20 protein-coding genes are annotated in these 19,859 nt (G+C 69.0%); 14 read left to right on the top strand and 6 right to left on the bottom strand.

Annotated elements, in window-relative coordinates; genetic code table 11:
• The first annotated feature begins 60 nt into the window (after positions 1 to 60).
• Positions 61 to 1,143, top strand: a complete 1,083-nt coding sequence (gene cobT / locus LJE69_RS03850) for a nicotinate-nucleotide--dimethylbenzimidazole phosphoribosyltransferase (protein WP_296921669.1) — start codon at positions 61 to 63, stop codon at positions 1,141 to 1,143.
• A 13-nt stretch (positions 1,144 to 1,156) separates the two neighbouring features.
• Positions 1,157 to 1,792, top strand: coding sequence for a histidine phosphatase family protein (locus LJE69_RS03845; RefSeq protein ID WP_296921667.1), 636 nt, complete (start codon positions 1,157 to 1,159; stop codon positions 1,790 to 1,792).
• A gap of 44 nt (positions 1,793 to 1,836) precedes the next feature.
• Here LJE69_RS03845 and LJE69_RS03840 read toward each other — a convergent pair whose 3' ends face one another.
• Entirely contained in the window at positions 1,837 to 2,445 is a 609-nt protein-coding gene (locus LJE69_RS03840) for a hypothetical protein (protein ID WP_296921665.1), read from the bottom strand.
• Positions 2,446 to 2,703: 258 nt separating this feature from the next.
• On the opposite strand from LJE69_RS03840, the gene LJE69_RS03835 reads away from it, so the two are divergent.
• The 3 genes from LJE69_RS03835 (at position 2,704) to LJE69_RS03825 (ending at position 5,624) form a co-directional block, all read left to right on the top strand.
• Positions 2,704 to 3,732 (top strand): metallophosphoesterase, encoded by a 1,029-nt coding sequence (locus LJE69_RS03835; RefSeq protein ID WP_296921663.1) that lies wholly within the window; start codon positions 2,704 to 2,706, stop codon positions 3,730 to 3,732.
• A 91-nt stretch (positions 3,733 to 3,823) separates the two neighbouring features.
• Entirely contained in the window at positions 3,824 to 4,753 is a 930-nt protein-coding gene (locus tag LJE69_RS03830; RefSeq protein ID WP_296921661.1) for a DUF808 domain-containing protein, read from the top strand.
• Positions 4,746 to 5,624 (top strand): adenosylcobinamide-GDP ribazoletransferase, encoded by an 879-nt coding sequence (locus LJE69_RS03825; protein ID WP_296921660.1) that lies wholly within the window; start codon positions 4,746 to 4,748, stop codon positions 5,622 to 5,624. The genes LJE69_RS03830 and LJE69_RS03825 overlap by 8 nt, the downstream gene beginning before the upstream one ends.
• A 113-nt stretch (positions 5,625 to 5,737) precedes the next feature.
• Here the strand turns inward: LJE69_RS03825 and LJE69_RS03820 are convergent, their stop codons facing one another.
• Together LJE69_RS03820 and LJE69_RS03815 are read right to left on the bottom strand one after the other, a co-directional pair.
• Complete coding sequence (locus LJE69_RS03820; RefSeq protein ID WP_296921658.1) at positions 5,738 to 6,181, bottom strand: hypothetical protein; 444 nt, start codon at positions 6,179 to 6,181, stop codon at positions 5,738 to 5,740.
• Positions 6,182 to 6,246: 65 nt separating this feature from the next.
• The gene (locus tag LJE69_RS03815) at positions 6,247 to 6,960 is read right to left on the bottom strand and encodes an SDR family NAD(P)-dependent oxidoreductase (RefSeq protein WP_296921656.1); all 714 of its coding nucleotides are present in this window, start codon (positions 6,958 to 6,960) and stop codon (positions 6,247 to 6,249) included.
• A 155-nt stretch (positions 6,961 to 7,115) separates the two neighbouring features.
• On the opposite strand from LJE69_RS03815, the gene LJE69_RS03810 reads away from it, so the two are divergent.
• The 4 genes from LJE69_RS03810 (at position 7,116) to galU (ending at position 10,296) form a co-directional block, all read left to right on the top strand.
• The gene (locus tag LJE69_RS03810; RefSeq protein ID WP_296921654.1) at positions 7,116 to 7,250 is read left to right on the top strand and encodes a hypothetical protein; all 135 of its coding nucleotides are present in this window, start codon (positions 7,116 to 7,118) and stop codon (positions 7,248 to 7,250) included.
• Positions 7,250 to 8,428, top strand: coding sequence for a lipopolysaccharide assembly protein LapB (gene lapB, locus LJE69_RS03805; protein WP_367114622.1), 1,179 nt, complete (start codon positions 7,250 to 7,252; stop codon positions 8,426 to 8,428). The genes LJE69_RS03810 and lapB overlap by 1 nt, the downstream gene beginning before the upstream one ends.
• Positions 8,429 to 8,564: 136 nt before the next feature.
• On the top strand, positions 8,565 to 9,269 hold the full coding sequence (gene pyrF / locus LJE69_RS03800; RefSeq protein ID WP_296921652.1) for an orotidine-5'-phosphate decarboxylase: 705 nt from the start codon (positions 8,565 to 8,567) through the stop codon (positions 9,267 to 9,269).
• 151 nt (positions 9,270 to 9,420) lie between these two features.
• The gene (galU, locus tag LJE69_RS03795) at positions 9,421 to 10,296 is read left to right on the top strand and encodes a UTP--glucose-1-phosphate uridylyltransferase GalU (RefSeq protein ID WP_296921650.1); all 876 of its coding nucleotides are present in this window, start codon (positions 9,421 to 9,423) and stop codon (positions 10,294 to 10,296) included.
• A 162-nt stretch (positions 10,297 to 10,458) separates the two neighbouring features.
• Here galU and LJE69_RS03790 read toward each other — a convergent pair whose 3' ends face one another.
• The 3 genes from LJE69_RS03790 to trxA all read right to left on the bottom strand — a co-directional run bounded on the left by LJE69_RS03790 (position 10,459) and on the right by trxA (position 13,189).
• Positions 10,459 to 11,526 (bottom strand): sensor domain-containing diguanylate cyclase, encoded by a 1,068-nt coding sequence (locus tag LJE69_RS03790; protein WP_296921648.1) that lies wholly within the window; start codon positions 11,524 to 11,526, stop codon positions 10,459 to 10,461.
• Between the two features lie 57 nt (positions 11,527 to 11,583).
• A complete protein-coding gene (locus tag LJE69_RS03785; protein WP_296921646.1) occupies positions 11,584 to 12,168 on the bottom strand; it encodes a hypothetical protein in 585 nt (194 codons plus the stop codon).
• A 160-nt stretch (positions 12,169 to 12,328) separates the two neighbouring features.
• Entirely contained in the window at positions 12,329 to 13,189 is an 861-nt protein-coding gene (gene trxA, locus LJE69_RS03780; RefSeq protein ID WP_296921644.1) for a thioredoxin, read from the bottom strand.
• Positions 13,190 to 13,304: 115 nt separating this feature from the next.
• On the opposite strand from trxA, the gene trxC reads away from it, so the two are divergent.
• From trxC to LJE69_RS03755, 5 genes are all read left to right on the top strand, one after another.
• Entirely contained in the window at positions 13,305 to 13,739 is a 435-nt protein-coding gene (gene trxC, locus LJE69_RS03775; RefSeq protein ID WP_296921642.1) for a thioredoxin TrxC, read from the top strand.
• A gap of 329 nt (positions 13,740 to 14,068) precedes the next feature.
• The gene (carA, locus tag LJE69_RS03770; RefSeq protein ID WP_296921639.1) at positions 14,069 to 15,226 is read left to right on the top strand and encodes a glutamine-hydrolyzing carbamoyl-phosphate synthase small subunit; all 1,158 of its coding nucleotides are present in this window, start codon (positions 14,069 to 14,071) and stop codon (positions 15,224 to 15,226) included.
• A 147-nt stretch (positions 15,227 to 15,373) separates the two neighbouring features.
• The gene (gene carB, locus LJE69_RS03765; RefSeq protein WP_296921637.1) at positions 15,374 to 18,583 is read left to right on the top strand and encodes a carbamoyl-phosphate synthase large subunit; all 3,210 of its coding nucleotides are present in this window, start codon (positions 15,374 to 15,376) and stop codon (positions 18,581 to 18,583) included.
• Between the two features lie 237 nt (positions 18,584 to 18,820).
• Positions 18,821 to 19,297: a transcription elongation factor GreA gene (gene greA, locus LJE69_RS03760; protein ID WP_296921636.1), complete on the top strand. Its 477-nt coding sequence runs from the start codon at positions 18,821 to 18,823 to the stop codon at positions 19,295 to 19,297.
• Positions 19,298 to 19,401: 104 nt separating this feature from the next.
• A complete protein-coding gene (locus LJE69_RS03755; RefSeq protein WP_296921634.1) occupies positions 19,402 to 19,725 on the top strand; it encodes a DUF2845 domain-containing protein in 324 nt (107 codons plus the stop codon).
• The last annotated feature ends 134 nt before the right edge of the window (positions 19,726 to 19,859 follow it).

The following is a 19,859-nucleotide window of genomic DNA, read 5'->3' as shown; positions in this document are numbered from 1 at the left end:
TAGGCCGGCGTTTTCTGATAGCACACCGACTTATCAGCGTCTATCGATGGGAGCTACGCATTGAATTCAACACACTGGTTCCGCAACCCGGCCGCGCGTCCGGACGCAGCCGCCGCCGAAGCGGCCGTCGCACACCAGGCCCAGCTCACCAAGCCGGCCGGGGCGCTTGGCCGACTGGAGGATCTCGCCGTGCGGCTGGCGGCGCTACAGGGGCGGGAGCGCCCGGATGTGGACCGGGTCTGGATCACGGTGTTCGCCGCGGACCACGGCGTGGCGGCGGCGGGCGTTTCGGCATTCCCGCAGGCGGTCACCGCGCAGATGGTGGCCAACATGGCCGGCGGCGGCGCGGCCATCTCCGTCCTGGCGCGGCAGCTCGGCGCGCGGCTGGAGCTGGTGAATCTGGGCACCGTGGTACCGGTGCCGGTGCATCCGGACATCCATGACGCCGTCATCGGCCCCGGCAGCGCCGACTTCACCCAGGGGCCAGCCATGTCCGATGACCAACTGGCCCGGGCACTGCACGAAGGTGCCGCGGCCGCGGAGCGCGCACTGGCGAATGGCTCCGAGCTCTTCATCGGCGGCGAGATGGGCATCGGCAACACCACCGCGGCCAGCGCTGTCGCCTGCGCGCTGCTGGACCGACCGCCCGGGGCGCTCGCCGGGCCTGGCACGGGCCTCGACGCTGTCGGCGTCGCCCGCAAGGTGGCGGTCATCGAGCAAGGGCTGGCGTTGCATGCCGCCCGGCTCGCCGACCCGGCTGCCGTGCTCGCCTGCGTCGGCGGCTTCGAGATCGCGGCGCTGGCGGGCGCCTACATCGCCTGCGCCCAGCGCGGGTTGCCGGTGCTGGTGGACGGCTTCATCAGCAGCGCGGCGGCGCTTGCGGCGAGCCGGCTCTGCGCCGGTGCCACGGACTGGCTCCTGCTCTCGCACCGCTCGGCGGAGCCGGGCCATGCGGCCCTGCTGGAGGCGCTTGGGGGCTCCGGGGGCGATGCCGGGGGCAGTGCAGCGCTGCTGGATCTGGGCATGCGGCTGGGGGAGGGCAGTGGCGCCGCCACCGCGGTGGCGCTGCTGCGCCTCGCCTGTGCCCTGCATGCTGGCATGGCCACCTTTGCCGAGGCGGGCGTCGCGGCAAGCAAGGTCTGAGGTGCGGCAACCGATGGGCGCCGACGGCGTGTCCACCCGCCTGGCCGATCTGCTTCGCCACGGGCAGACCGAGGGCGGTGCCTGCTTCCGCGGCAGCCGGGACGATCCCCTCACCGCACAGGGCTGGGCGGAGCTGCGCGCGGCAACGGCGCCGGAACTGTCCGGTGCAGCACCGGCTTGGGATTTGGTGATCACGTCGCCGGCGCGGCGCTGTGCGGAATTCGCACGGGAACTGGGCCAGCGGCTGGAACGACCGGTGCGCGAGCTGCCCGGGTTGCGCGAGCGCCACTTCGGCACCTGGGAGGGATGTACGGCCGCGGCGATCCCGGCGCCGGAGCTGGATGCCTTCTGGCGCGACCCGGGCGGTTACACGCCGCCCGGCGCCGAGCCGTTCGCGGCCTTCCGGCAGCGCGTGGCGACGGCCTGGCGGGGCATCCTGGCGGCACCGGCGCAGCGGCAGCTGGTGCTGACCCACGGCGGCGTGCTGCGGGTGATCCTCGGCGAGGTGCTGGGGATGGCGGACGCGTCGCTGTTGCTGCTGGAGGTGCCGCATGCCTGCCGCAGCCGCGTGCGGCTGCCGGATGGCGCCGGCTTGCCGAGCCTGGTGGCGCACGGCTGTGACGGGGGACCGCCGCGCGCAGACCGCTGAGCGGGAACTGGTGGGCAGAAACTGGTGGGCGCGGGCCGACCTGATCAGGCGCGCCGGGACGCCGCCGGGCGGGACGACGACGCCGGCCCGGACTTGGCGAGCCCCGCCAAGTCCTTCGCGCAGTCGGGGCAGATAGAGTGCCGGGTGCGCGGCAGCAGTTCGCTCTCGAACAGTCGCAGGCGGATCACCGCGTCCTCCACTTCGACCCATTGTTGGCCCAGGTCCACGCGCTTGCAGGAGCTGCAAATGTCCAGGCGGCGCTCGTCGGCAGGGTGATCGATGCGCAGCAGGTCCTGTGGCGAGCGTCGCTCGATGCGCACCACGCGGCTCTGGAACTCGATCTCCCGCTCCGTCTTGTCGTAAAGCATCAACATCTCCATGTGCCTGCGTGCGTCCGGTGCGTCGCAGCGGTAGCGGAAGCGCAGCGGACCCCGGCCCGCGCGCAGCCGGCCCATCAGCAGGCCGTACAGATAGCGCAGGTGCTCATCGGCAATGAAATCCATCAGAGGCCGGCCGATGATATCGCCCACGGCGATGGGCCAGTCGTTCTCGGCCGCAAAGGCGAGCCACGCGTCGTTGACAGCAATCAGGCGACCGCGTGCGTCGACGCGGTACACAAAAGTTCGGGGGTCGATTTGCTGGAACAGCCGCATGTCTTGTATCCGGTCCAACACCCCGAGACGCCGCTAGGTCTCACCAGAAAAAGATAATGCAAATCCGTTGGTCCCGCGGCATACCAGCGCCAGGTCCCGCACTTCCTCGATGGCTGATGCCCGATGCCCGTGCCGGACGGGTTGACAGGCGGCCTCCTTCCGGCTCCGGGGCGATGGGGCGCAACCTCCGAAGCACGCGACCCCGGCGGCGCTATTATCCCCAGCACCAAACTCAGAGATATGCGGGAGGATCTGCGCATGTCAAAGATGTCCGAGGCGGGAGGGGCGGACGGCTCGGCACGGCCTGCCGCGCCGCTCCCGAACACCGCGGCGCTTGGCGAGACGTCACTTGCGCCCGGCGACTACGAGCAACTCGGCCGGCGCCTGGGCAAGTCACGGTTGCGCCAGCGGCTCAATACCCAGGTCTACCATGCCGCCGGCGAGGCCCACCAGGAAGAGATCCTGTTCGGGCTCGGGCGGGTGGTGGAAATTGATGCGCTGGTGGAACGCCTCGCCCGGCTGCTCGGGATCTACCGTTGGGGTCGTAACAACTTTCTCGGCCTCAGATTGGTCGAGCACCGCATTCGCCATCCGCGGCTGCCGGCCGGTCTGGAGGGGCTCACGCTGCTGCAACTGAGCGACCTGCACCTGGACCTGGACCCGGCGCTGGGGGCTGTCATCCGCGACCGCTTGCGCGGCGTTGACTACGATGTCGCCGTCATCACCGGCGACTTCCGCAACAAGACCTGCGCCGATCAAGAGCCGTCGGTGATGGAGACCGTGACGCTGCTGGCGGCGTTGCGGGGACCGGTCTACGGCGTGCTCGGCAATCACGACTTCATCGAGATCGTGCCGCCGCTGGAGCGTGCGGGCATGCGCTTCCTGCTGAACGAGGTGGACCGCATCCGCTTCGGCGGCGCCGAGCTCTACCTCGCCGGCGTGGATGATCCGAACTTCTACCGCACCCACGATCTCGCCGGGGTGCGCGATGCGATTCCGGACGGCGCCTTCTCCGTGCTGCTCTGCCATTCGCCGGAGACCTATCGCGAGGCGGCCGGACACGGCTTCGACGTGATGCTCTCGGGTCACACCCATGGCGGGCAGTGCTGTCTGCCGGGCGGGCATGCGCTGGTGCGGGTCTGCGACGCGCCCAAGCCGATGCAGGCGGGCGCATGGCGCTATCAGGAACTGCACGGCTATACCTCCGTGGGCACCGGCGCCTGCGGTGTGCCGCTGCGCTACTTCTGTCCGCCGGAGATCACGCTGCATCGGCTGGAGCGGGGCTGAGCCGCGGTCAGCGGGCGGTGGGCGATGTTGCCGCGGGCGCCGGGCACTGCTAACGTGCCGGCGCCCGCCGCCCGTTGACCAAGGATTCTCGATGGCCACCAGTCTGCTCGCGCTGTTCGACGATATCGCCACCGTTCTCGACGATGTGGCGCTGCTCACCAAGGTGGCCGCGCGCAAGACGGCCGGTGTGCTGGGCGATGACCTGGCGGTGAACGCGGAACAGGTCACCGGTGTGCGTGCCGAGCGCGAGATCCCGGTGGTGTGGGCGGTGTTCAAGGGCTCACTGTTGAACAAGCTGATTCTGGTGCCGGTGGCGCTGGTGCTGAGTGTGGTCGCTCCTTGGGTGCTGACGCCGCTGCTGATGGCAGGTGGCTTGTTCCTGAGCTACGAGGGGTTCGAGAAGCTCTCGCGCAACTACCTGCATCCACAGGACGATACGGACCGCCACCAGGAGCTCGCCGATGCGCTGACGGACCCGAAGACGGACATCGCCGCCCTGGAGCGGCAGAAGGTCAGGGGCGCAATCCGCACGGATTTCGTGCTGTCGGCGGAAATTGTGGTCATTACGCTGGGCATCGTCGCCACTGCAGCCCTGCCGGCGCGCATCGCCGTGCTCGCGGGGGTGGCCGTCTTGATGACCGTCGGTGTCTATGGCCTCGTCGCCGGCATCGTCAAGCTGGACGACCTGGGGCTTTACCTCAGCAAGCGCCAGGGCGAGGGCCTGTGGACGGAGCTTCGGCACCGGCTCGGCCGTGCCATCCTGAGCGCCGCCCCCTACCTGATGAAGACGCTGTCGCTGCTGGGCATGATCGCCATGTTCTTGGTGGGCGGCGGCATCCTGGTGCATGGCATCCCGGCGCTGCATCACGGCGTCGAGTACCTCGCCGAGGCGCTGTACGGCCTGCCACTGCTGAACGGGCTCCTGGCACCTGTCGTCAATGGGCTCATCGGTGTCGTTGCCGGTGCCGCCGTGTTGAGCGCGGTGCTGCTCGCCGGTCGGCTGCGAGCCAGCTTTGCCTGAGCGTTCCGCCGCCTGGTCCGGGGCATCTATGGGGGCGCTGGTGGATGGCTGGCGGGCGCTGCTGCTGGCGGGGCGATTCCTGACGCGCTGGCCCTTTCCGGCATCCGCGGACGCGCCGCCAGCGCTGTACGGGCATGCGGCGCCGTTTTATCCCGTCATCGGGCTCCTGATTGGAGCTGTGCTGTCCGGCCTCGGTCTGGCCGCGCAGGCGCTCGGCGTCCTGCCGGCCGGTGCGCCAGCGCTCGCCGTGCTGCTGCTAGTGCTCTGGGTCTGGTCCACGGGCGCGCTGCATCTGGATGGGCTCGCCGACTGTGCCGATGCGTGGGTGGGCGGCCTCGGCAGCCGGGAGCGGACCTTCGCCATCCTCAAGGACCCCCACATCGGCGCCATGGGCGTGGCGACCCTGGTGCTGAACCTGCTTGCGAAGCTCGGCGCACTGGTCACGCTGCTCGGCGGTGTCACGGCCACGCTGCCGGCGCCCGCGGTGAGCGGAGCGTGGCTCGCCGCGCTGCTGTGGGTGCCGGTGCTTGGGCGGGCGCAGATCCTCTGGCTCGCGCTCACCACGCCGGCCGCCCGGCCCGAGGGACTCGGCGCGGCGCTCGGTGCCCACCTGCCGCGCCGGGCGGCCTGGCTCGCCGCCGCGTTGGGCAGCGCCGCCGCGCTGGCCGGCATCGGTGTGGCGTCGGTGCCGGCGGCGGCTGCCGCAGCGGGGACTACCCTGCTGGTGCTGTTCGCGTGGCGAGGCTCGCTGCTGCGGCGCCTCGGCGGCTACACGGGCGACGGTATCGGCGCCCTGGTGGAGCTCACCGAGACCCTGGCGTTGCTCGCCGTTGCGCTTGTAGCTGCGGTGCCGGCGGCCGGCGCTGGTTGACGCCGTCGTCAGACCGACTCGATCCCGCTTCCGAGCCCGAGTGCGTCAAGGCGATTGCCGAGGTAGTTCGCGGACGACCGTGACTGAATCGTCATTGCGGCGATGGAGGCGGATCAGGGCCGCGCCGCCACCGCGTCCATGGCGGCGTCGTAACGCGCGCCGAGGCTGTCGCGCAGGCCCGCGGCCTTGGCGCCGGCGCAGCCCCCCATGTCGCGCAGGCGCGTCAGGAACTTCTCTTGCATGCGGTCCTGGGCGTCGCGATAGTAGCCTTCCGGGAAGAGGTCGTCGAGCACGTCCAGCACCGTCATCTGGAAGCGGCTCACCAGTTCCTTGTTGAGGTTCTCGGTGTGGCGCCCGGACTGGTCGTTGCGGCAGCGGGTGTTGTAGAGGTCGAGCTCGAAGGCGGACTCCACCGCCTCCACCAGCAGCGCCCGGTCGGCGTCGGTGAGCAGTTCCTCGTCGATTGCGCAGGCAACCGGAGCCACGCAGCCCAGCACCAGCGCCAGCATGCAGGCTTGCAGCGCGGCGCGCGGTCGCAGGTTGCGGTTCTGGGCCATTGGTCGGACGGTGTTCGGCGCTTGTCGGGGCCGGGCCGGAGCGGTACTTTGGCTGTGCACGGGCGTCAACTGCGGCCGTAGACAGGCACTGCGGCACCGCTGACGCAGCGTGCGGCGTTGGAGGCGAGGAACAGCATCACGTCCGCGAGTGCCTCCGGGGGCACCCAGGTATCGTGGTCCGCGTCCGGCATTGCGGCGCGATTCTGGGGCGTGTCGACGGTGCCAGGCAGGATGCAGTTGACGTTGATGTCCAGGTGCTTGGTCTCCGCGGCCATGCTCTCGGTGAGAGACATGACCGCCGCCTTGGATGCGCAGTAGGGACCCATGTGGCCCTGGCCCTTGAGTGCGGCGCGTGCGGCGACGTTGACGATGCGCCCGTAGCCGCCCGCGCGCATCAGCGGCAACACGGCGCGGGCGGTGTGGAACACGGAGCGGGCGTTGAGGTCCAGCATCAGGTTCCAGGTGGCGTCGTCGGTCTCGTCCAGTGTCGGGCCCATGGCGAAGCCGCCGGCGACATTGGCGAGGATATCGATGCGCCCGAAGCGCTTCTGCACGTCGGCGATGCAGCCACTGACGGAATCCGCGTCCAGCAGGTCCACGGCGAAGCTCGCGGCATTGGCGCCCGCCGGGAGCCCATTCAGCACACGCGCCATGGCGTCGGGGTCGCGGTCGAGCAGGGCGATGCTGGCTGCGGCGGCGGCGAGCTTGTTGCACAGCGCGGTGCCGACGTTGCCGGCGGCGCCGGTGACCACGGCGACTTGGCCTTGGAATTCGCTCATGATGCACTCCTGGTGTGGCTTTGCATGGCGTTCGGTGCCGGAATTGAGGGCTCGATGCGCGTCCGTAAACAGTGTGCCGCCCCTGCCTTAGCCTCCCGCGGGCGCGCTGGCGGCGGTGCCATGCGGCGGCCAATCACAGCTTGTATGATAACCCCATGATGGTCGCCCAGATGTCCGAACCGGTCGCCGCGCGCGCCGGCGCCCGCCGCGCCGCGCGCGCCCGTGCGCCGCAGCAAGGCGGGTGCGCCGTCGTGCCCGACGACGACACCGGGCGCGCGGGGGTGGCCTGATGGAATGGTTGTTCCTGCTCCTGCCGGTGGCGGCGGCCAGCGGCTGGTGGATCGGGCAGCGCACGGCGCAGCCGCGCCGCAACGACGAGGGGGAGCCGAACTTCTTCCGCGGCCTCAATTACCTCCTGAACGAACAGCCGGACAAGGCCATCGACGTCTTCCTGAAGCTCGCGGAGGTGGACAGCGAGACCGTCGAGACGCACCTGGCGTTGGGGGCACTGTTCCGCCGCCGCGGCGAAGTGGACCGCGCCATCCGCGTCCATCAGAATCTCGTGGCGCGTCCCACGCTCGGCGCCAGCCAACGGGGCTTCGCGCTCTACGAGTTGGGGCGCGACTACATGCTTGCCGGCCTGTTCGATCGCGCCGAGAGCCTGTTTAAGGAACTGGTGGAGCGGCAGTTGCAGCAGGCGCGAGCCCTGCGCGCGCTGATCGAGATCTACCAGGCCGAGAAGGAGTGGCACAAGTGCTTGGAAACGGCCCAGGCGTTGCAGCGCATCTCCGAGGAGCCCATGAGTACGGAGATCGCCCAGTTCCACTGCGAGCTCGCCGAGCAGTGTCTGCGCGAGGGCCGCACCGAATGTGCCCGCTCGCACCTGTTGGACGCGCAATCGGTGGACCCGGGCTGCATCCGCGCCAGCCTGCTGCAGGCACACATGGAAATGACGGCCGGCGACCCGGAAACCGCGGCGCTGCTGTATCAACGTGTCGCCCAGCACGGTGCGCGCTATCTGCCCGCGATGCTGCCCGGCCTGCTGGCGTGCTGGCAGCGTCTGGGGCGGGAGTCCCTCACCGCCGAATTGGAGGCCCTGTTCCAGCAGCACCCGTCGCCGCCCCTGATGCTCAGGCTCTGCGATGCCATCGAGGCCGAGCGGGGCGTGGCCGCAGCACGCGAGTTTCTGGTGCGCTACCTGAGCCGGCGCGCCGACCTCTCCGGGGCGGAGCGCCTGCTGGCGCTGCGTCAGGTGCAGGAGCCGGCATCCGCGGAGGATCGTGTGCTGCTGGAGGTCGTCGCCCGCCAGCGCGCGGCGCAACCGGCGTATCAGTGCGAGCATTGCGGCTTCGAGGCGCGCGAGTTGCATTGGCAATGCCCGAGTTGCAAGAGTTGGGGCACCATCAAGGCCGTCGAGCCCGAGCACATTGCCGAGCCGCCGATGCTGCGCCAGCGCCAGAGCGCCTGACCGCGGTGCGTGGACGGCCGGCGCAGCCCTGACACCACCCATTGCATTCAAAGGCTTTGCCGGAGTCACGTCCGGATATCATGACCGAGACGGCCTGCAAGCAGCCGCCGCGCATCCCGATGGCAGTGAGATGACCATGACCGAAGACGCCGGCCCACGCGTTCTCGTGGCACTGGATTTCGCGGACTCCGCCGCCGCGCTGGCGCTGCTGGCGCGGCTGGACCCGGCGCGCTGCGGTGTCAAGATCGGTAAGGAGCTGTTCACCCGAGCTGGACCCGCGCTGGTCACGCGGGCGGTGGATGCGGGCTTCCCGGTCTTTCTGGACCTCAAGTTCCACGACATCCCGAACACCGTCGCCGGCGCCTGCGAGGCGGCCGCAGACCTCGGCGTGTGGATGCTAAACGTCCATGCCCAAGGCGGTCCGGCGATGCTGGCGGCGGCGCGCGAGCGGCTCGCGCGCCGCACCACACGGCCCCTGCTGATCGCAGTCACCGTGCTCACCAGCCTGGAGGCGGCGGACCTTGCCGCCGTCGGCTGTCCGGGCGAGCCCGGCGAGCGCGCGCTGCAGCTCGCCGCGCTGGCGCGGGATGCGGGTCTCGACGGCGTCGTCTGCTCGCCGCTGGAGGCGGCCGCCATGCGCCGGCGGTTCGGGGCGGACTTTCGGCTGGTGACGCCCGGGGTGCGACCGGCGAGCGCACCCCGCCAGGATCAGAAGCGGGTGCTGACGCCGGCCGCGGCCGTTGCCGCCGGCGCGGACCACTTGGTCATCGGCCGGCCCATCACCGCCGTGGTGGACCCATTGGCGGCCCTGGCGGCCATCGAGGCGGAGATCATGGCCTGACCATCGGTCAGCAGTCCGGGCGCGAACGTGCCCGGATCATGCCGGCCGTGCGGACATCCGAGCACGGGATAAGGTATCGTCCCCGCGCCGCTGTCGGGACTGGTCCCGGCACCGATCTCTTACTATTTCCAACAGCGATACAGGAGTCGACATGGCGAAAATCCGCAAGGCGGTATTTCCGGTCGCAGGGCTGGGCACGCGCTTCCTGCCGGCCACCAAGGCGAGTCCCAAGGAGATGCTGCCGGTGGTTGACAAGCCGCTGATCCAATACGCGGCGGAAGAGGCAGAGGCCGGCGGCGCCGAGCATCTCATCTTCATCACCGGGCGGCACAAGCGCTCCATCGAGGACCACTTCGACAAGGCCTACGAGTTGGAGATGGAGCTGAAGGAAGCCGGCAAGGACAAGCTCCTGAAGATGGTGCAGAACGTGCTGCCGGAGCGGGTGGACTGCATCTTCCTGCGCCAGGCCGAGGCGCTCGGACTCGGGCACGCGGTGCTGTGCGCGAAGCCCGTGGTGGGCAATGAGCCGTTTGCGATCATCCTGGCCGACGACCTCATCCGCAACGACGATGGTCCGGGCGTGGTGGCGCAGATGGCCGCGGTGTACGAGCGCACCGGCGCCAGCGTGCTGAGCGTGCAGGAGGTACCACCCGAGGAGACCGACAAGTACGGCATCGTCGCCACCGAGGAGCAGCCGGACGGCACGTTGCGGGTCGTGTCCATTGTCGAGAAGCCGAAGCCCGCGGATGCGCCGTCCAACCTCGCCGTGGTGGGCCGCTACCTGCTGACGCCGACGATCTTCGACAAGCTGGAGCAGACCACGCCAGGTGCCGGTGGTGAGATCCAGCTCACTGACGCCATCGCCGCGCTGCTCAAGGAAGAGCCGGTGATTGCCTACCCGTTCGCCGGCAAGCGCTACGACTGCGGCAGCAAGCAGGGCTATCTCGAGGCGACCGTTGAGTACGCGCTTGCGCACCCCGAGCTCGGGGCGAGCTTCCGGGCCTATCTGAAGGGACTGGCGCTTTAGTGCAGCGTTTCTCCTGATTCCGCTGTCGTTGTCGTTGTCGTTGTCGTTGTTGTGGTCGAGTATCCGACCACGACCACGAGCCCGTCGCTGCGCCGACGCCGCTCCCGTGGCAGGCAGCATCCGGCTGGAATGCCGCCACGCCCGCTTGGGTACAGGCTCTGCTCAGGCAGCCTGCCGCGAACCATAGATGGACAGCCGGTTGCGGCCAGTCCGCTTGCTCTCATAGAGCGCCTGGTCGGCCTGGTGCAGGAGTTCCTCGACCTCGCCCGCCATCACCGGGAAGGTGGCCAGCCCGATGCTGACGCTGAGTCCCACTGACCCTTTGGGGCCTTGGATGGGGTGCTCGGCAATGCGGTGCAGGATGCGCTCGCCGGCGTTGCGGGCGGCCAGCTCCGGCACCGATGGCAGCAGCACGATGAACTCGTCGCCGCCGTAGCGCGCTACGACGTCGTTCGCCCGCACCGATGCCTTGATGGCCGCGGCGACGTTGCGAATGGCGAGGTTGCCGGTGTCATGCCCGTGGTGGTCGTTGACCGTCTTCAGGTTGTCGATGTCGATCATCAGCACCGACAGCGGCTCGTCGTGGCGGCGCGCCCGCTGCTCCTGCTGCACGAGGGCCTCGTTGAAGGCGCGCATGTTCCTGAGCCCGGTGAGCTCGTCGGTGTCGGCGAGTTGCTCGACATAGGCGCGGGCAAAGCCCAAATCCGCCGCCAGCAGCGATGTGACGTAGGCCACCAGCACGAAGGGCGCAAAGCGCAGCATCAGCGAGCTGAAGATCTCGTAGTTGAAGATCTCGTTGCCGCTCACGGCGTGCGCGGCGAGCAGGTAGAAGCTGGTGACGAGCCCCAACTCCAGCAGGGTGATGACCTTGCCGAGCGTCAGGGCACTGAAAATGACCACCAGCAGGAACAGGTTCATCAGCGGACTGTCCACCTTGCCGGTATTCCAGACCGCCACCGCCGTCAGCCCGAGCATGGCCCAGGTCTCGATGGTGAGCTTCCAGCGTGTCGGCAGCGTGAACAAGTTCGCGTAGCGAAAGCCCACGACGAAGGCGGCGAAGAGTGCGCCCGCCGTCAGGATATAGAGCGGTCGGTCGATGGGCTCGTCCGGCAGGGTCATGTAGACCAGGATGAGCACCAATAGGAGCCACTCGATCTCGGCCAGGGTCCGGTTGAACCCCTTGAGCTCGATGGTGCCGGCGCCCTCTTTGCTACCACGCAGCGACATCATGGTGGTGTGGCGTCCGTTGGTCCGGAGTGGTTGGTCCCGGCGAACCGGGGCGCGCGCTCAACCCAACAATGCCTTTTCGAGCTGGTCGAGCTTGATGGCATCCAGGTAGGCCTCTAGCGTCTGCTGGTCGACGCCGCTCCCCTCCAATTGCACCTGAATGCGGGTGCCCACCAGCAACAGGATGCGGCTGGTACCGTCCGCGTGCTGTTCGAACACGCCGCGGTAGCCGGCGTGGATATAGGGTGTGGCGGCCGGGTTCGCCTGCATCAGCGAGGTCACCAGCGACAGCAGGGGCGAATCGGCGGTGATGCTGATGGTGACGCTGGCACCGTCCTGCCTGCGGTAGGTGCGGGTCAGGTTGGTGCCGGTGAACATCGCCGCGATGCCGCCGGCGTCCGAAACGGCCTCCTCGGCGGTCCAGCCGGGCAGTGGCGCCGGCAGCAGCTCCAGCTCTTGGGCCTTCAGCTTGTCACGGATCTGCGCCGCGGCGAACTCCAGCGCCTGGATCGCAACGCGCTCGTCGCCCGACGCGTAAGCGCGCTTGGCGGCGTCGATCTGGTCGGTAACCGGATCGGCAAGCGCCGAGGTGGCGGCGCACAGCAAAGACAAGGCGAGCATCGTCGGGCGTGTCAGGCGTGTCATCGGAGCAACTCCGTTCCTGGGGAATCACCGCGTTGCGGCACCTTGGGCAGGGGCCGCGGAACCGCGCAAAGTGTAGTGGATTTCCGACGGGCCGGCGACGCTTCGCGCTGGCACCCCGGCGCCGGCGGCCGGCGGCACGGCTCGGAATCGGCGCCGGGCGTCAGTACAGCAGACGCGAGAGCTTGCCGCGGTAGCCGGGGACCAGCGGGTCGTCACCGAGCAGATCGAAGATCATCAGCATGCCCTTGCGCGCCGCATCGTCGCCGTAGGCACGGTCGCGCTGCATCAGCGCCAGCAGGTTGTCCAGGGCGGCGCGGTAGTCCCCGGCGAGCACCTGGCGCGCGGCGAGGCCATAACGCGCCTCGCTGTCCGCGGGGTCCGCGGCGAGCCGTGACTCGCACTCGGCGGCGGGCGGCGCGTCGCTGGCCGCGTCGGCGAAGGCGAGACGGCCGCGCAGCCGTGCGATTTCCGGGTCTTTGGCGAGTTCGATGGGGGTGCGCTCCATGAGATCGGCGGCCGCCTGCCGATCGCCCTGAGCCAGTGCCAATTGCACCTCGGCGGTAAACAGCTTGCTGCTCTCCGGGTCCGTGGCCCGTACCTCGGCGATGAGCGCGGCGGCGGCGTCCAGCTCACCGCGGGCGATCCGCTCCGCGGCCGCGGCGAGGCGGCGGTCGCTCTCGTTCTCGACGTGACGTGCGAGGAACTCGCGGATCTGTCCCTCCGGCAGCGCGCCCATGAACTGATCCACCGGCCGGCCGTTCTTGAACAGCTGCACCGTCGGCAGACTGCGGATGCCGAAGGTCGCCGCCAGCGCCTGCTCCGCCTCGGTGTCCACCTTCGCGACCAGGAAAGCGCCGCGATACTCGTCCGCCAGCTTGGCGAGCATCGGCATCAGCTGCCGGCAGGGCGCACACCAGTCGGCCCAGAAGTCCACGAGCACCGGCCGCTGCGCGGAGCCGGCGATGACCACCTGTTGGAAGGTGGCCTCGGTGACGTTGACGACGTGGGGCGAATCGGCCATGCGGGACTCTCCAAGACTGCTGGAAACGAGATCGGGGTTGGATAAATAATTGGCGAGTCGTGGTGATTCAAGCCGGCGCCTGGCCTTCGGGGGGGCGCTGGGATGGGAGACTGTCATGGCCGATCCGTTGCATCTCGTCTGTCCGCACTGCGATGCCGTCAATCGGGTGCCCGCCGCGAAGCTCGCGCAGGGGCCATCCTGCGGCAAGTGTCACCGGCCCTTGTTCGACGGGCATCCGGTGGCGCTGGACGAGGCGCGCTTCGAGCGCCATGTCGGCCGCAGCGACCTGCCGGTGCTGGTGGACTTCTGGGCACCCTGGTGCGGGCCGTGCCGGATGATGGCGCCCGCCTTCGAGGCGGCGGCGGCACGCCTGGAGCCGCATGCCCGGCTGGCGAAGTTGAACACCGAGGAAGCGCAGGGCATCGCCATGCGTTACGGCATCCGCTCTATCCCGACCCTTGCGGTGTTCAGGGCCGGGCGCGAGCTGGCCCGGCAGGCCGGCGCGATGGACACCGCGAGGCTGGTAGACTGGGTGCGGCCCTATCTCTGATTCGGGCCGCGCGTCCGAGCGCCGCCGCCGGCGCCCATGCGCTGCCGGCGGCTGGCAATGTGCTGCCGGCGGCTGGCAATGCGCTGCCGGCGGCTGGCAATGCGCTGCCGGCGGCTGGCAATGCGCTGCCGGCGGCTGGCAATGCGCTGCCGGCGGCTGGCATGCGCGTGGACAGCCCTGGGGGCATCCTTGTAGTATCTCGCTCCACGCGCCGCGCGCGAGCGACGCGGCGGCGCGCACCCATGAAACCCCGCGGTTCGACACGGCTGCAGGCAGGATAGCCTGCGCCGCGCAGCCCCCTGTCGCAATCCCCCGTTCCGGAGGCCAACTTGCACGAGCCCGCCATCTTGGTCCTGGAGGATGGCTCCACCTTTCGCGGTGTCTCCATCGGTGCCGCCGCGCAGAGCGTCGGCGAGGTCGTGTTCAACACGGCCATGACCGGCTACCAGGAGATTCTGACGGACCCCTCCTACAGCCGTCAGCTGGTGACCCTGACCTGCCCGCACATCGGTAACACCGGCGTCAACGACGAGGACGCGGAGTCCGCCGCCGTGCACGCGGCTGGCCTGGTGATCCGGGATCTACCGCCGCTCGCCAGCAATTGGCGCCGGCAACAGGACCTCGGCGCCTACCTGCGCGCGCAGGGTGTGCCCGGCATCGCCGGCATCGACACCCGGCGCCTGACCCGTATCCTGCGCGAGCAGGGCGCCCAGAACGGCTGCCTGATGGCGGGCGCGGGCCTCGATGAGGCGGCGGCGCTGGCGGCCGCGCGCGCCTTTCCGGGGCTGGCCGGCATGGACCTCGCGCGTGAGGTAACCACCGCCGAGCCGTACACCTGGACGGCGGGGGTCTGGTCTCGGGAAAAGGGATCGCCGGAGCAAGGGCAGGGCGCGCCGCTGGCCGCCGATGACCCGGCGCTCCGCTACCACGTCGTCGCCTACGACTACGGCATCAAGCGCAATATCCTGCGCATGCTGGTCGCCCGCGGCTGCCGTATCACCGTGGTGCCGGCCGAGACGCCGGTGGCCGAGGTGCTGGCGCTGCGCCCGGACGGTGTCTTCCTGAGCAACGGCCCGGGTGACCCCGAGCCTTGCGACTATGCCATCGACGCCATCCGCAGCCTGCTGGACGCGCACATGCCGCTGTTCGGCATCTGCCTCGGTCATCAGTTGCTCGGGCTCGCCTGCGGTGCGCGCACGGTGAAAATGAAATTCGGCCACCATGGCGCCAATCATCCCGTGCAGGATCTCGCCACGGGTATGGTGATGATCTCCAGCCAGAATCACGGCTTCGCGGTGGACGAGGCCACGCTGCCGCCGGACGTGGTGGCGACGCACCGCTCCCTGTTCGACGGCTCCCTGCAGGGCATTCGCCACCGCGAGCGGCCCGCGTTCAGCTTCCAGGGTCATCCGGAGGCGAGCCCGGGGCCGCACGATGTAGCCCCGCTGTTCGACGGTTTCATCGCGATGATGGCCGAGCGGGCCTGAAGAACAGGCCTTAAGTACCGGTCGGGGTCGCGAACCGGCGCCGGCCGGCAGCATCGAAAACAAACAGCAACAGACAAGACCAAGCCGCCAGTCGCCGGCGCCATTGCGGGCGGCTGAGCCGGCGAAGAGATAAGCGATCCAGCGGCCATGCCAAAGCGCACCGACATCCACAGCGTGCTCATCATCGGCGCCGGGCCCATCGTCATCGGGCAGGCATGCGAGTTCGACTACTCCGGCGCGCAGGCGTGCAAGGCGCTGCGGGAGGAGGGCTTCCGGGTCATCCTGGTGAACTCCAACCCGGCGACCATCATGACCGACCCGGACATGGCGGATGCCACCTACATCGAGCCCATCAACTGGCGCGTGCTGGAGCGCATCATCGAGCGCGAGCGCCCGGACGCCCTGCTGCCCACCATGGGCGGCCAGACCGCGCTCAACTGCGCCCTGGACCTGGCCCGCGAGGGGGTGCTGGAGCGCTTCGGCGTGGAGATGATCGGCGCCTCGCGCGAGGCCATCGACAAGGCCGAGGACCGCGACCTGTTCCGCCAGGCCATGCGCCGCATCGGCCTCGACATGCCGCGCTCGGCCATCGCCCACAGCCTGGAAGAGGCGCAGCAGGTGCAGGTGCAGGTGGGCTTTCCTGCCATCATCCGGCCGTCGTTCACCCTCGGCGGCAGCGGCGGCGGCATCGCCTACAACGCCGAGGAGTTCGATGAGATCTGCCGCCGCGGCCTGGACCTCTCGCCCACCACTGAGCTGCTCATCGAAGAGTCGGCGCTCGGCTGGAAGGAATTCGAGATGGAGGTGGTTCGCGACCACAAGGACAACTGCATCATCATCTGCTCCATCGAGAACTTCGACCCGATGGGCGTGCATACTGGCGACAGCATCACCGTGGCGCCGGCGCTGACGCTGACCGACAAGGAATTCCAGATCATGCGCAATGCATCGATCGCGGTGCTGCGCGAGATCGGCGTCGACACGGGCGGCTCCAACGTCCAGTTCGCCATCAATCCCGAAGACGGGCGGATGATCATCATCGAGATGAACCCGCGCGTCTCCCGCAGCTCCGCGCTGGCGTCCAAAGCCACCGGCTTCCCCATCGCCAAGGTGGCCGCCAAGCTCGCGGTCGGCTATACGCTGGACGAGCTGCGCAACGAGATCACCGGCGGCGCTACGCCGGCGTCCTTCGAGCCCACCATCGACTACGTGGTCACCAAGGTGCCGCGGTTCGCGTTCGAGAAGTTCCCGGCAGCGGACTCCCGGCTCACGACGCAGATGAAGTCCGTCGGCGAGGTCATGGCCATCGGCCGCACCTTCCAGGAGTCGCTGCAGAAGGCGCTGCGCGGGCTGGAGACCGACCGCGACGGCCTGAATCCGGTGGCCAACCCGGCGGACCCTAACTTCAACAACCTGCTGCGCCGCGAGATCCGCCAGCCCGGTCCTGAGCGGATCTTCTACCTGGCCGACGCCATGCGCGCCGGCTGGACGCTGGAGGATCTCCACGAGCTCTGCGGCATCGACCCCTGGTTCCTGGCGCAGGTGCAGGAGCTGGTGAGCATCGAGACCGAGGTGAAGACGGGCGGCGGCGTGGCCCTGGACGATGCCGGCCGGCTGCGCATGCTCAAGCGCAAGGGCTTCTCGGACAAGCGTCTCGCCAGGCTGGTGGGCAGCGACGAGTCCCACATCCGGGCGCTGCGACGCCGCCACGGCATCCGGCCCGTGTTCAAGCGCGTGGACACCTGCGCGGCGGAGTTCGCCACGGCGACGGCGTATCTCTACTCCACCTACGAGGAGGAGTGCGAGGCGGCGCCCACGGACCGGCAGAAGATCATGGTGCTCGGCGGCGGGCCGAACCGCATCGGCCAGGGCATCGAGTTCGACTACTGCTGCGTGCATGCGGCGTTGGCGCTGCGCGAGGACGGCCTTGAGACCATCATGGTCAACTGCAACCCGGAGACCGTCTCCACCGACTACGACACCTCCGACCGGCTCTACTTCGAGCCGGTGACGCTGGAGGACGTGCTGGAGATCGTGCAGGTGGAGCAGCCCTTCGGCGTCATCGTCCAGTACGGCGGGCAGACGCCGCTGAAGCTGGCGCGCGATCTGGAGGCCGCCGGCGTGCCCATCATCGGCACCTCGCCGGAGGCCATCGACCGCGCCGAGGACCGCGAGCGCTTCCAGCGCCTGGTGCACGAGCTTGGCCTCAAGCAGCCGCCCAACGCCACCGCCCGCAGCGAGAGCGAGGCCCTGGAACAGGCCGCCGCCATCGGCTATCCACTGGTGGTGCGCCCGTCCTACGTGCTTGGCGGCCGCGCCATGGAGCTGGTCTACGACGACGTCGAGCTGGCGCAGTACATCCGCAACGCGGTGAGCGTCTCCAACGACTCGCCGGTGCTGCTGGACCGCTTCCTGGACAACGCCATCGAGGTGGACGTGGACGCCGTCTGCGACGGCGAGCGCGTGCTCATCGGTGGCATCATGGAGCACATCGAGCAGGCCGGTGTGCACTCCGGCGACTCCGCCTGCTCGCTGCCGCCCTACACGCTGTCCGAGGACCTGCAAGAACGCCTGCGCGAGCAGATGACCAAACTCGGCCTTGCGCTCGACGTGCGCGGCCTGATGAATGCCCAGTTCGCGATTCAGGACGACGAGATCTACATCCTGGAGGTCAACCCGCGCGCCTCGCGCACCGTGCCTTTCGTCTCCAAGTCCATCGGTGTGCCGCTGGCCAAGGTCGGTGCCCGCTGCATGGTGGGGCGGACGCTGGTCGCACAGGGTCTGGAGCAGGGAGTGCAGCCGCCGCGCTACTTCGTCAAGGAGGCGGTGTTCCCCTTCGTCAAGTTCCCGGGCGTGGACACGGTGCTTGGGCCCGAGATGAAGTCCACCGGCGAGGTCATGGGCATCGGCGACAGCTTTGCCGAGGCCTTCGGCAAGGCGGTGGAGGGTGCCGGCCAGTCCCTGCCGAAGCGTGGCAAGGCGATGCTCAGCGTGCGCGCCGCGGACCGCACCCGGCTGGTGGCGGTGGCACGGCAGCTCGACGAGCTCGGCTTCGCACTCTATGGCACCCACGGCACCGCGCGGGCGGTGCGCGAGGCGGGCATGGAGTGCGTCGGCGTGAACAAGGTCAAGGAGGGCCGCCCGCACATCGTGGACATGATCAAGAACGACGAGATCGTCTTCATAGTCAATACCACCGAGGGTGCCCAGGCCATCGCGGATTCCGCCGAGATCCGCCGCGCGGCCTTGCAGCACAAGGTGAGCTACACCACCACCATCGCCGGCGCCGAGGCCACGCTGATGGCGCTGCGCCAGGGCGATGTGCTGGAGGTCACACCATTACAGGCGCTTTACTGAGGCCGGCCGCGGCGTTAGGCTCTTTTGCGAGTCGATGACCGCCTTTGCCGCGCGGTCGTCCGGTCGGGCGGGCTCGACACATGGCCGCCCGGCCGCCATCCGGCGGCTTGCGGAAACGCCCATCGATCGGCGCTTCCCCCAGCCGCGCCGGATCATCCCCGGATCATCCCCGGATTATTCCGAGACAGCTTGCCGGCCGCGGCCCGCCGCGGCCGGATTCCAACGAGGATTTCACAGATGACCCAGGTACCTCTGACCGCCAGAGGCGCTGAGCAGTTGCGCGCCGAGCTGGAGCAGCTCAAGAAGGTTGAGCGTCCGCGCATCATCGAGGCCATCGCCGAGGCGCGCGCCCACGGCGACCTCAAGGAAAACGCCGAGTACCACGCCGCGCGCGAGCAACAGGGCTTCGTCGAGGGTCGCATCAAGGAGCTCGAGGGCAAGCTCTCCCACGCCCAGATCATCGATGTCGCCAGCCTGCCGCGCAACGGTAAGGTGGTCTTCGGCGTCACGGTGGACGTGCTCGACGTGGACAAGGACGAGGAGCATACCTTCATCATCGTCGGTGACGACGAGGCGGACATCAAGCAGGGCAAGATCAGCATCAGCTCGCCCATCGCCCGCGGCCTGATCGGCAAGACCGAGGGCGATGTGGCCCTGGTGGATGCGCCCGGCGGCAAGCGCGAATTCGAGGTGCTGGAAGTGCGCTACGAATAGCCGCATTGCGCGGTCGCGGCGTACTCTCTCCGGCAGCGGCTAGACTTTGCACGGTGCCGCTGCCGACGGTGGCGGCGCAGGATAACCCGCCGATGGAGGATACGATGCGCCAAATCCTGCTGCTCTGCTGCTGCCTTGCCCTCACCAATCCCGCGTACGCGCTGCGCTGCGGCACTGCCGTCGTCAGCGAAGGCGACAGCACCATGAATCTGCTGCGCTTTTGCGGCCAGCCCACGATGAAGGAGCGGCAGGACCGGCGCATCCTGACCCGCAGCTATGATGCCGTCCGCGGCATTTACGTCGACGACTACGTGACTGTTCCCTCCGAGATCTGGACCTACAACTTCGGTCCGCGGCGCTTCGTGCAGCGCATCACCATCGAGGATGGAAAGATCAAGCAGATCGAGAGCGCGGGCTACGGCTACTGACGGCTACTGACGGCTACTGACACGGGGGCCGGCTGCCGCGCCGATAGCGCCGCTAAGCGTCGGCGCGGCAGGCGCGCTTCGCTGTATCATGGTCGATTGCCTTCCGAACAATTGTTGTACCAACACTGGGGAGT

Source organism: Thiohalocapsa sp. (genome assembly GCF_022340605.1).
GTDB lineage: Bacteria > Pseudomonadota > Gammaproteobacteria > Chromatiales > Chromatiaceae > Thiohalocapsa.
Note: the sequence above shows the minus strand (reverse complement) of the source record. Positions and strands in the feature narration are given on the sequence as shown.

What these genes read in the sequence shown, in the direction of transcription:
- LJE69_RS03845 (WP_296921667.1), top strand. Translation starts at nt 1,157, where the DNA reads ATGGGCGCCGACGGCGTGTCCACCCGCCTGGCCGATCTGCTTCGCCAC.
- LJE69_RS03840 (WP_296921665.1), bottom strand. Translation starts at nt 2,445, where the DNA reads ATGCGGCTGTTCCAGCAAATCGACCCCCGAACTTTTGTGTACCGCGTC.
- LJE69_RS03835 (WP_296921663.1), top strand. Translation starts at nt 2,704, where the DNA reads ATGTCAAAGATGTCCGAGGCGGGAGGGGCGGACGGCTCGGCACGGCCT.
- LJE69_RS03830 (WP_296921661.1), top strand. Translation starts at nt 3,824, where the DNA reads ATGGCCACCAGTCTGCTCGCGCTGTTCGACGATATCGCCACCGTTCTC.
- LJE69_RS03820 (WP_296921658.1), bottom strand. Translation starts at nt 6,181, where the DNA reads ATGGCCCAGAACCGCAACCTGCGACCGCGCGCCGCGCTGCAAGCCTGC.
- LJE69_RS03815 (WP_296921656.1), bottom strand. Translation starts at nt 6,960, where the DNA reads ATGAGCGAATTCCAAGGCCAAGTCGCCGTGGTCACCGGCGCCGCCGGC.
- LJE69_RS03810 (WP_296921654.1), top strand. Translation starts at nt 7,116, where the DNA reads ATGATGGTCGCCCAGATGTCCGAACCGGTCGCCGCGCGCGCCGGCGCC.
- lapB (WP_367114622.1), top strand. Translation starts at nt 7,250, where the DNA reads ATGGAATGGTTGTTCCTGCTCCTGCCGGTGGCGGCGGCCAGCGGCTGG.
- pyrF (WP_296921652.1), top strand. Translation starts at nt 8,565, where the DNA reads ATGACCGAAGACGCCGGCCCACGCGTTCTCGTGGCACTGGATTTCGCG.
- galU (WP_296921650.1), top strand. Translation starts at nt 9,421, where the DNA reads ATGGCGAAAATCCGCAAGGCGGTATTTCCGGTCGCAGGGCTGGGCACG.
- LJE69_RS03790 (WP_296921648.1), bottom strand. Translation starts at nt 11,526, where the DNA reads ATGATGTCGCTGCGTGGTAGCAAAGAGGGCGCCGGCACCATCGAGCTC.
- LJE69_RS03785 (WP_296921646.1), bottom strand. Translation starts at nt 12,168, where the DNA reads ATGACACGCCTGACACGCCCGACGATGCTCGCCTTGTCTTTGCTGTGC.
- trxA (WP_296921644.1), bottom strand. Translation starts at nt 13,189, where the DNA reads ATGGCCGATTCGCCCCACGTCGTCAACGTCACCGAGGCCACCTTCCAA.
- trxC (WP_296921642.1), top strand. Translation starts at nt 13,305, where the DNA reads ATGGCCGATCCGTTGCATCTCGTCTGTCCGCACTGCGATGCCGTCAAT.
- carB (WP_296921637.1), top strand. Translation starts at nt 15,374, where the DNA reads ATGCCAAAGCGCACCGACATCCACAGCGTGCTCATCATCGGCGCCGGG.
- greA (WP_296921636.1), top strand. Translation starts at nt 18,821, where the DNA reads ATGACCCAGGTACCTCTGACCGCCAGAGGCGCTGAGCAGTTGCGCGCC.
- LJE69_RS03755 (WP_296921634.1), top strand. Translation starts at nt 19,402, where the DNA reads ATGCGCCAAATCCTGCTGCTCTGCTGCTGCCTTGCCCTCACCAATCCC.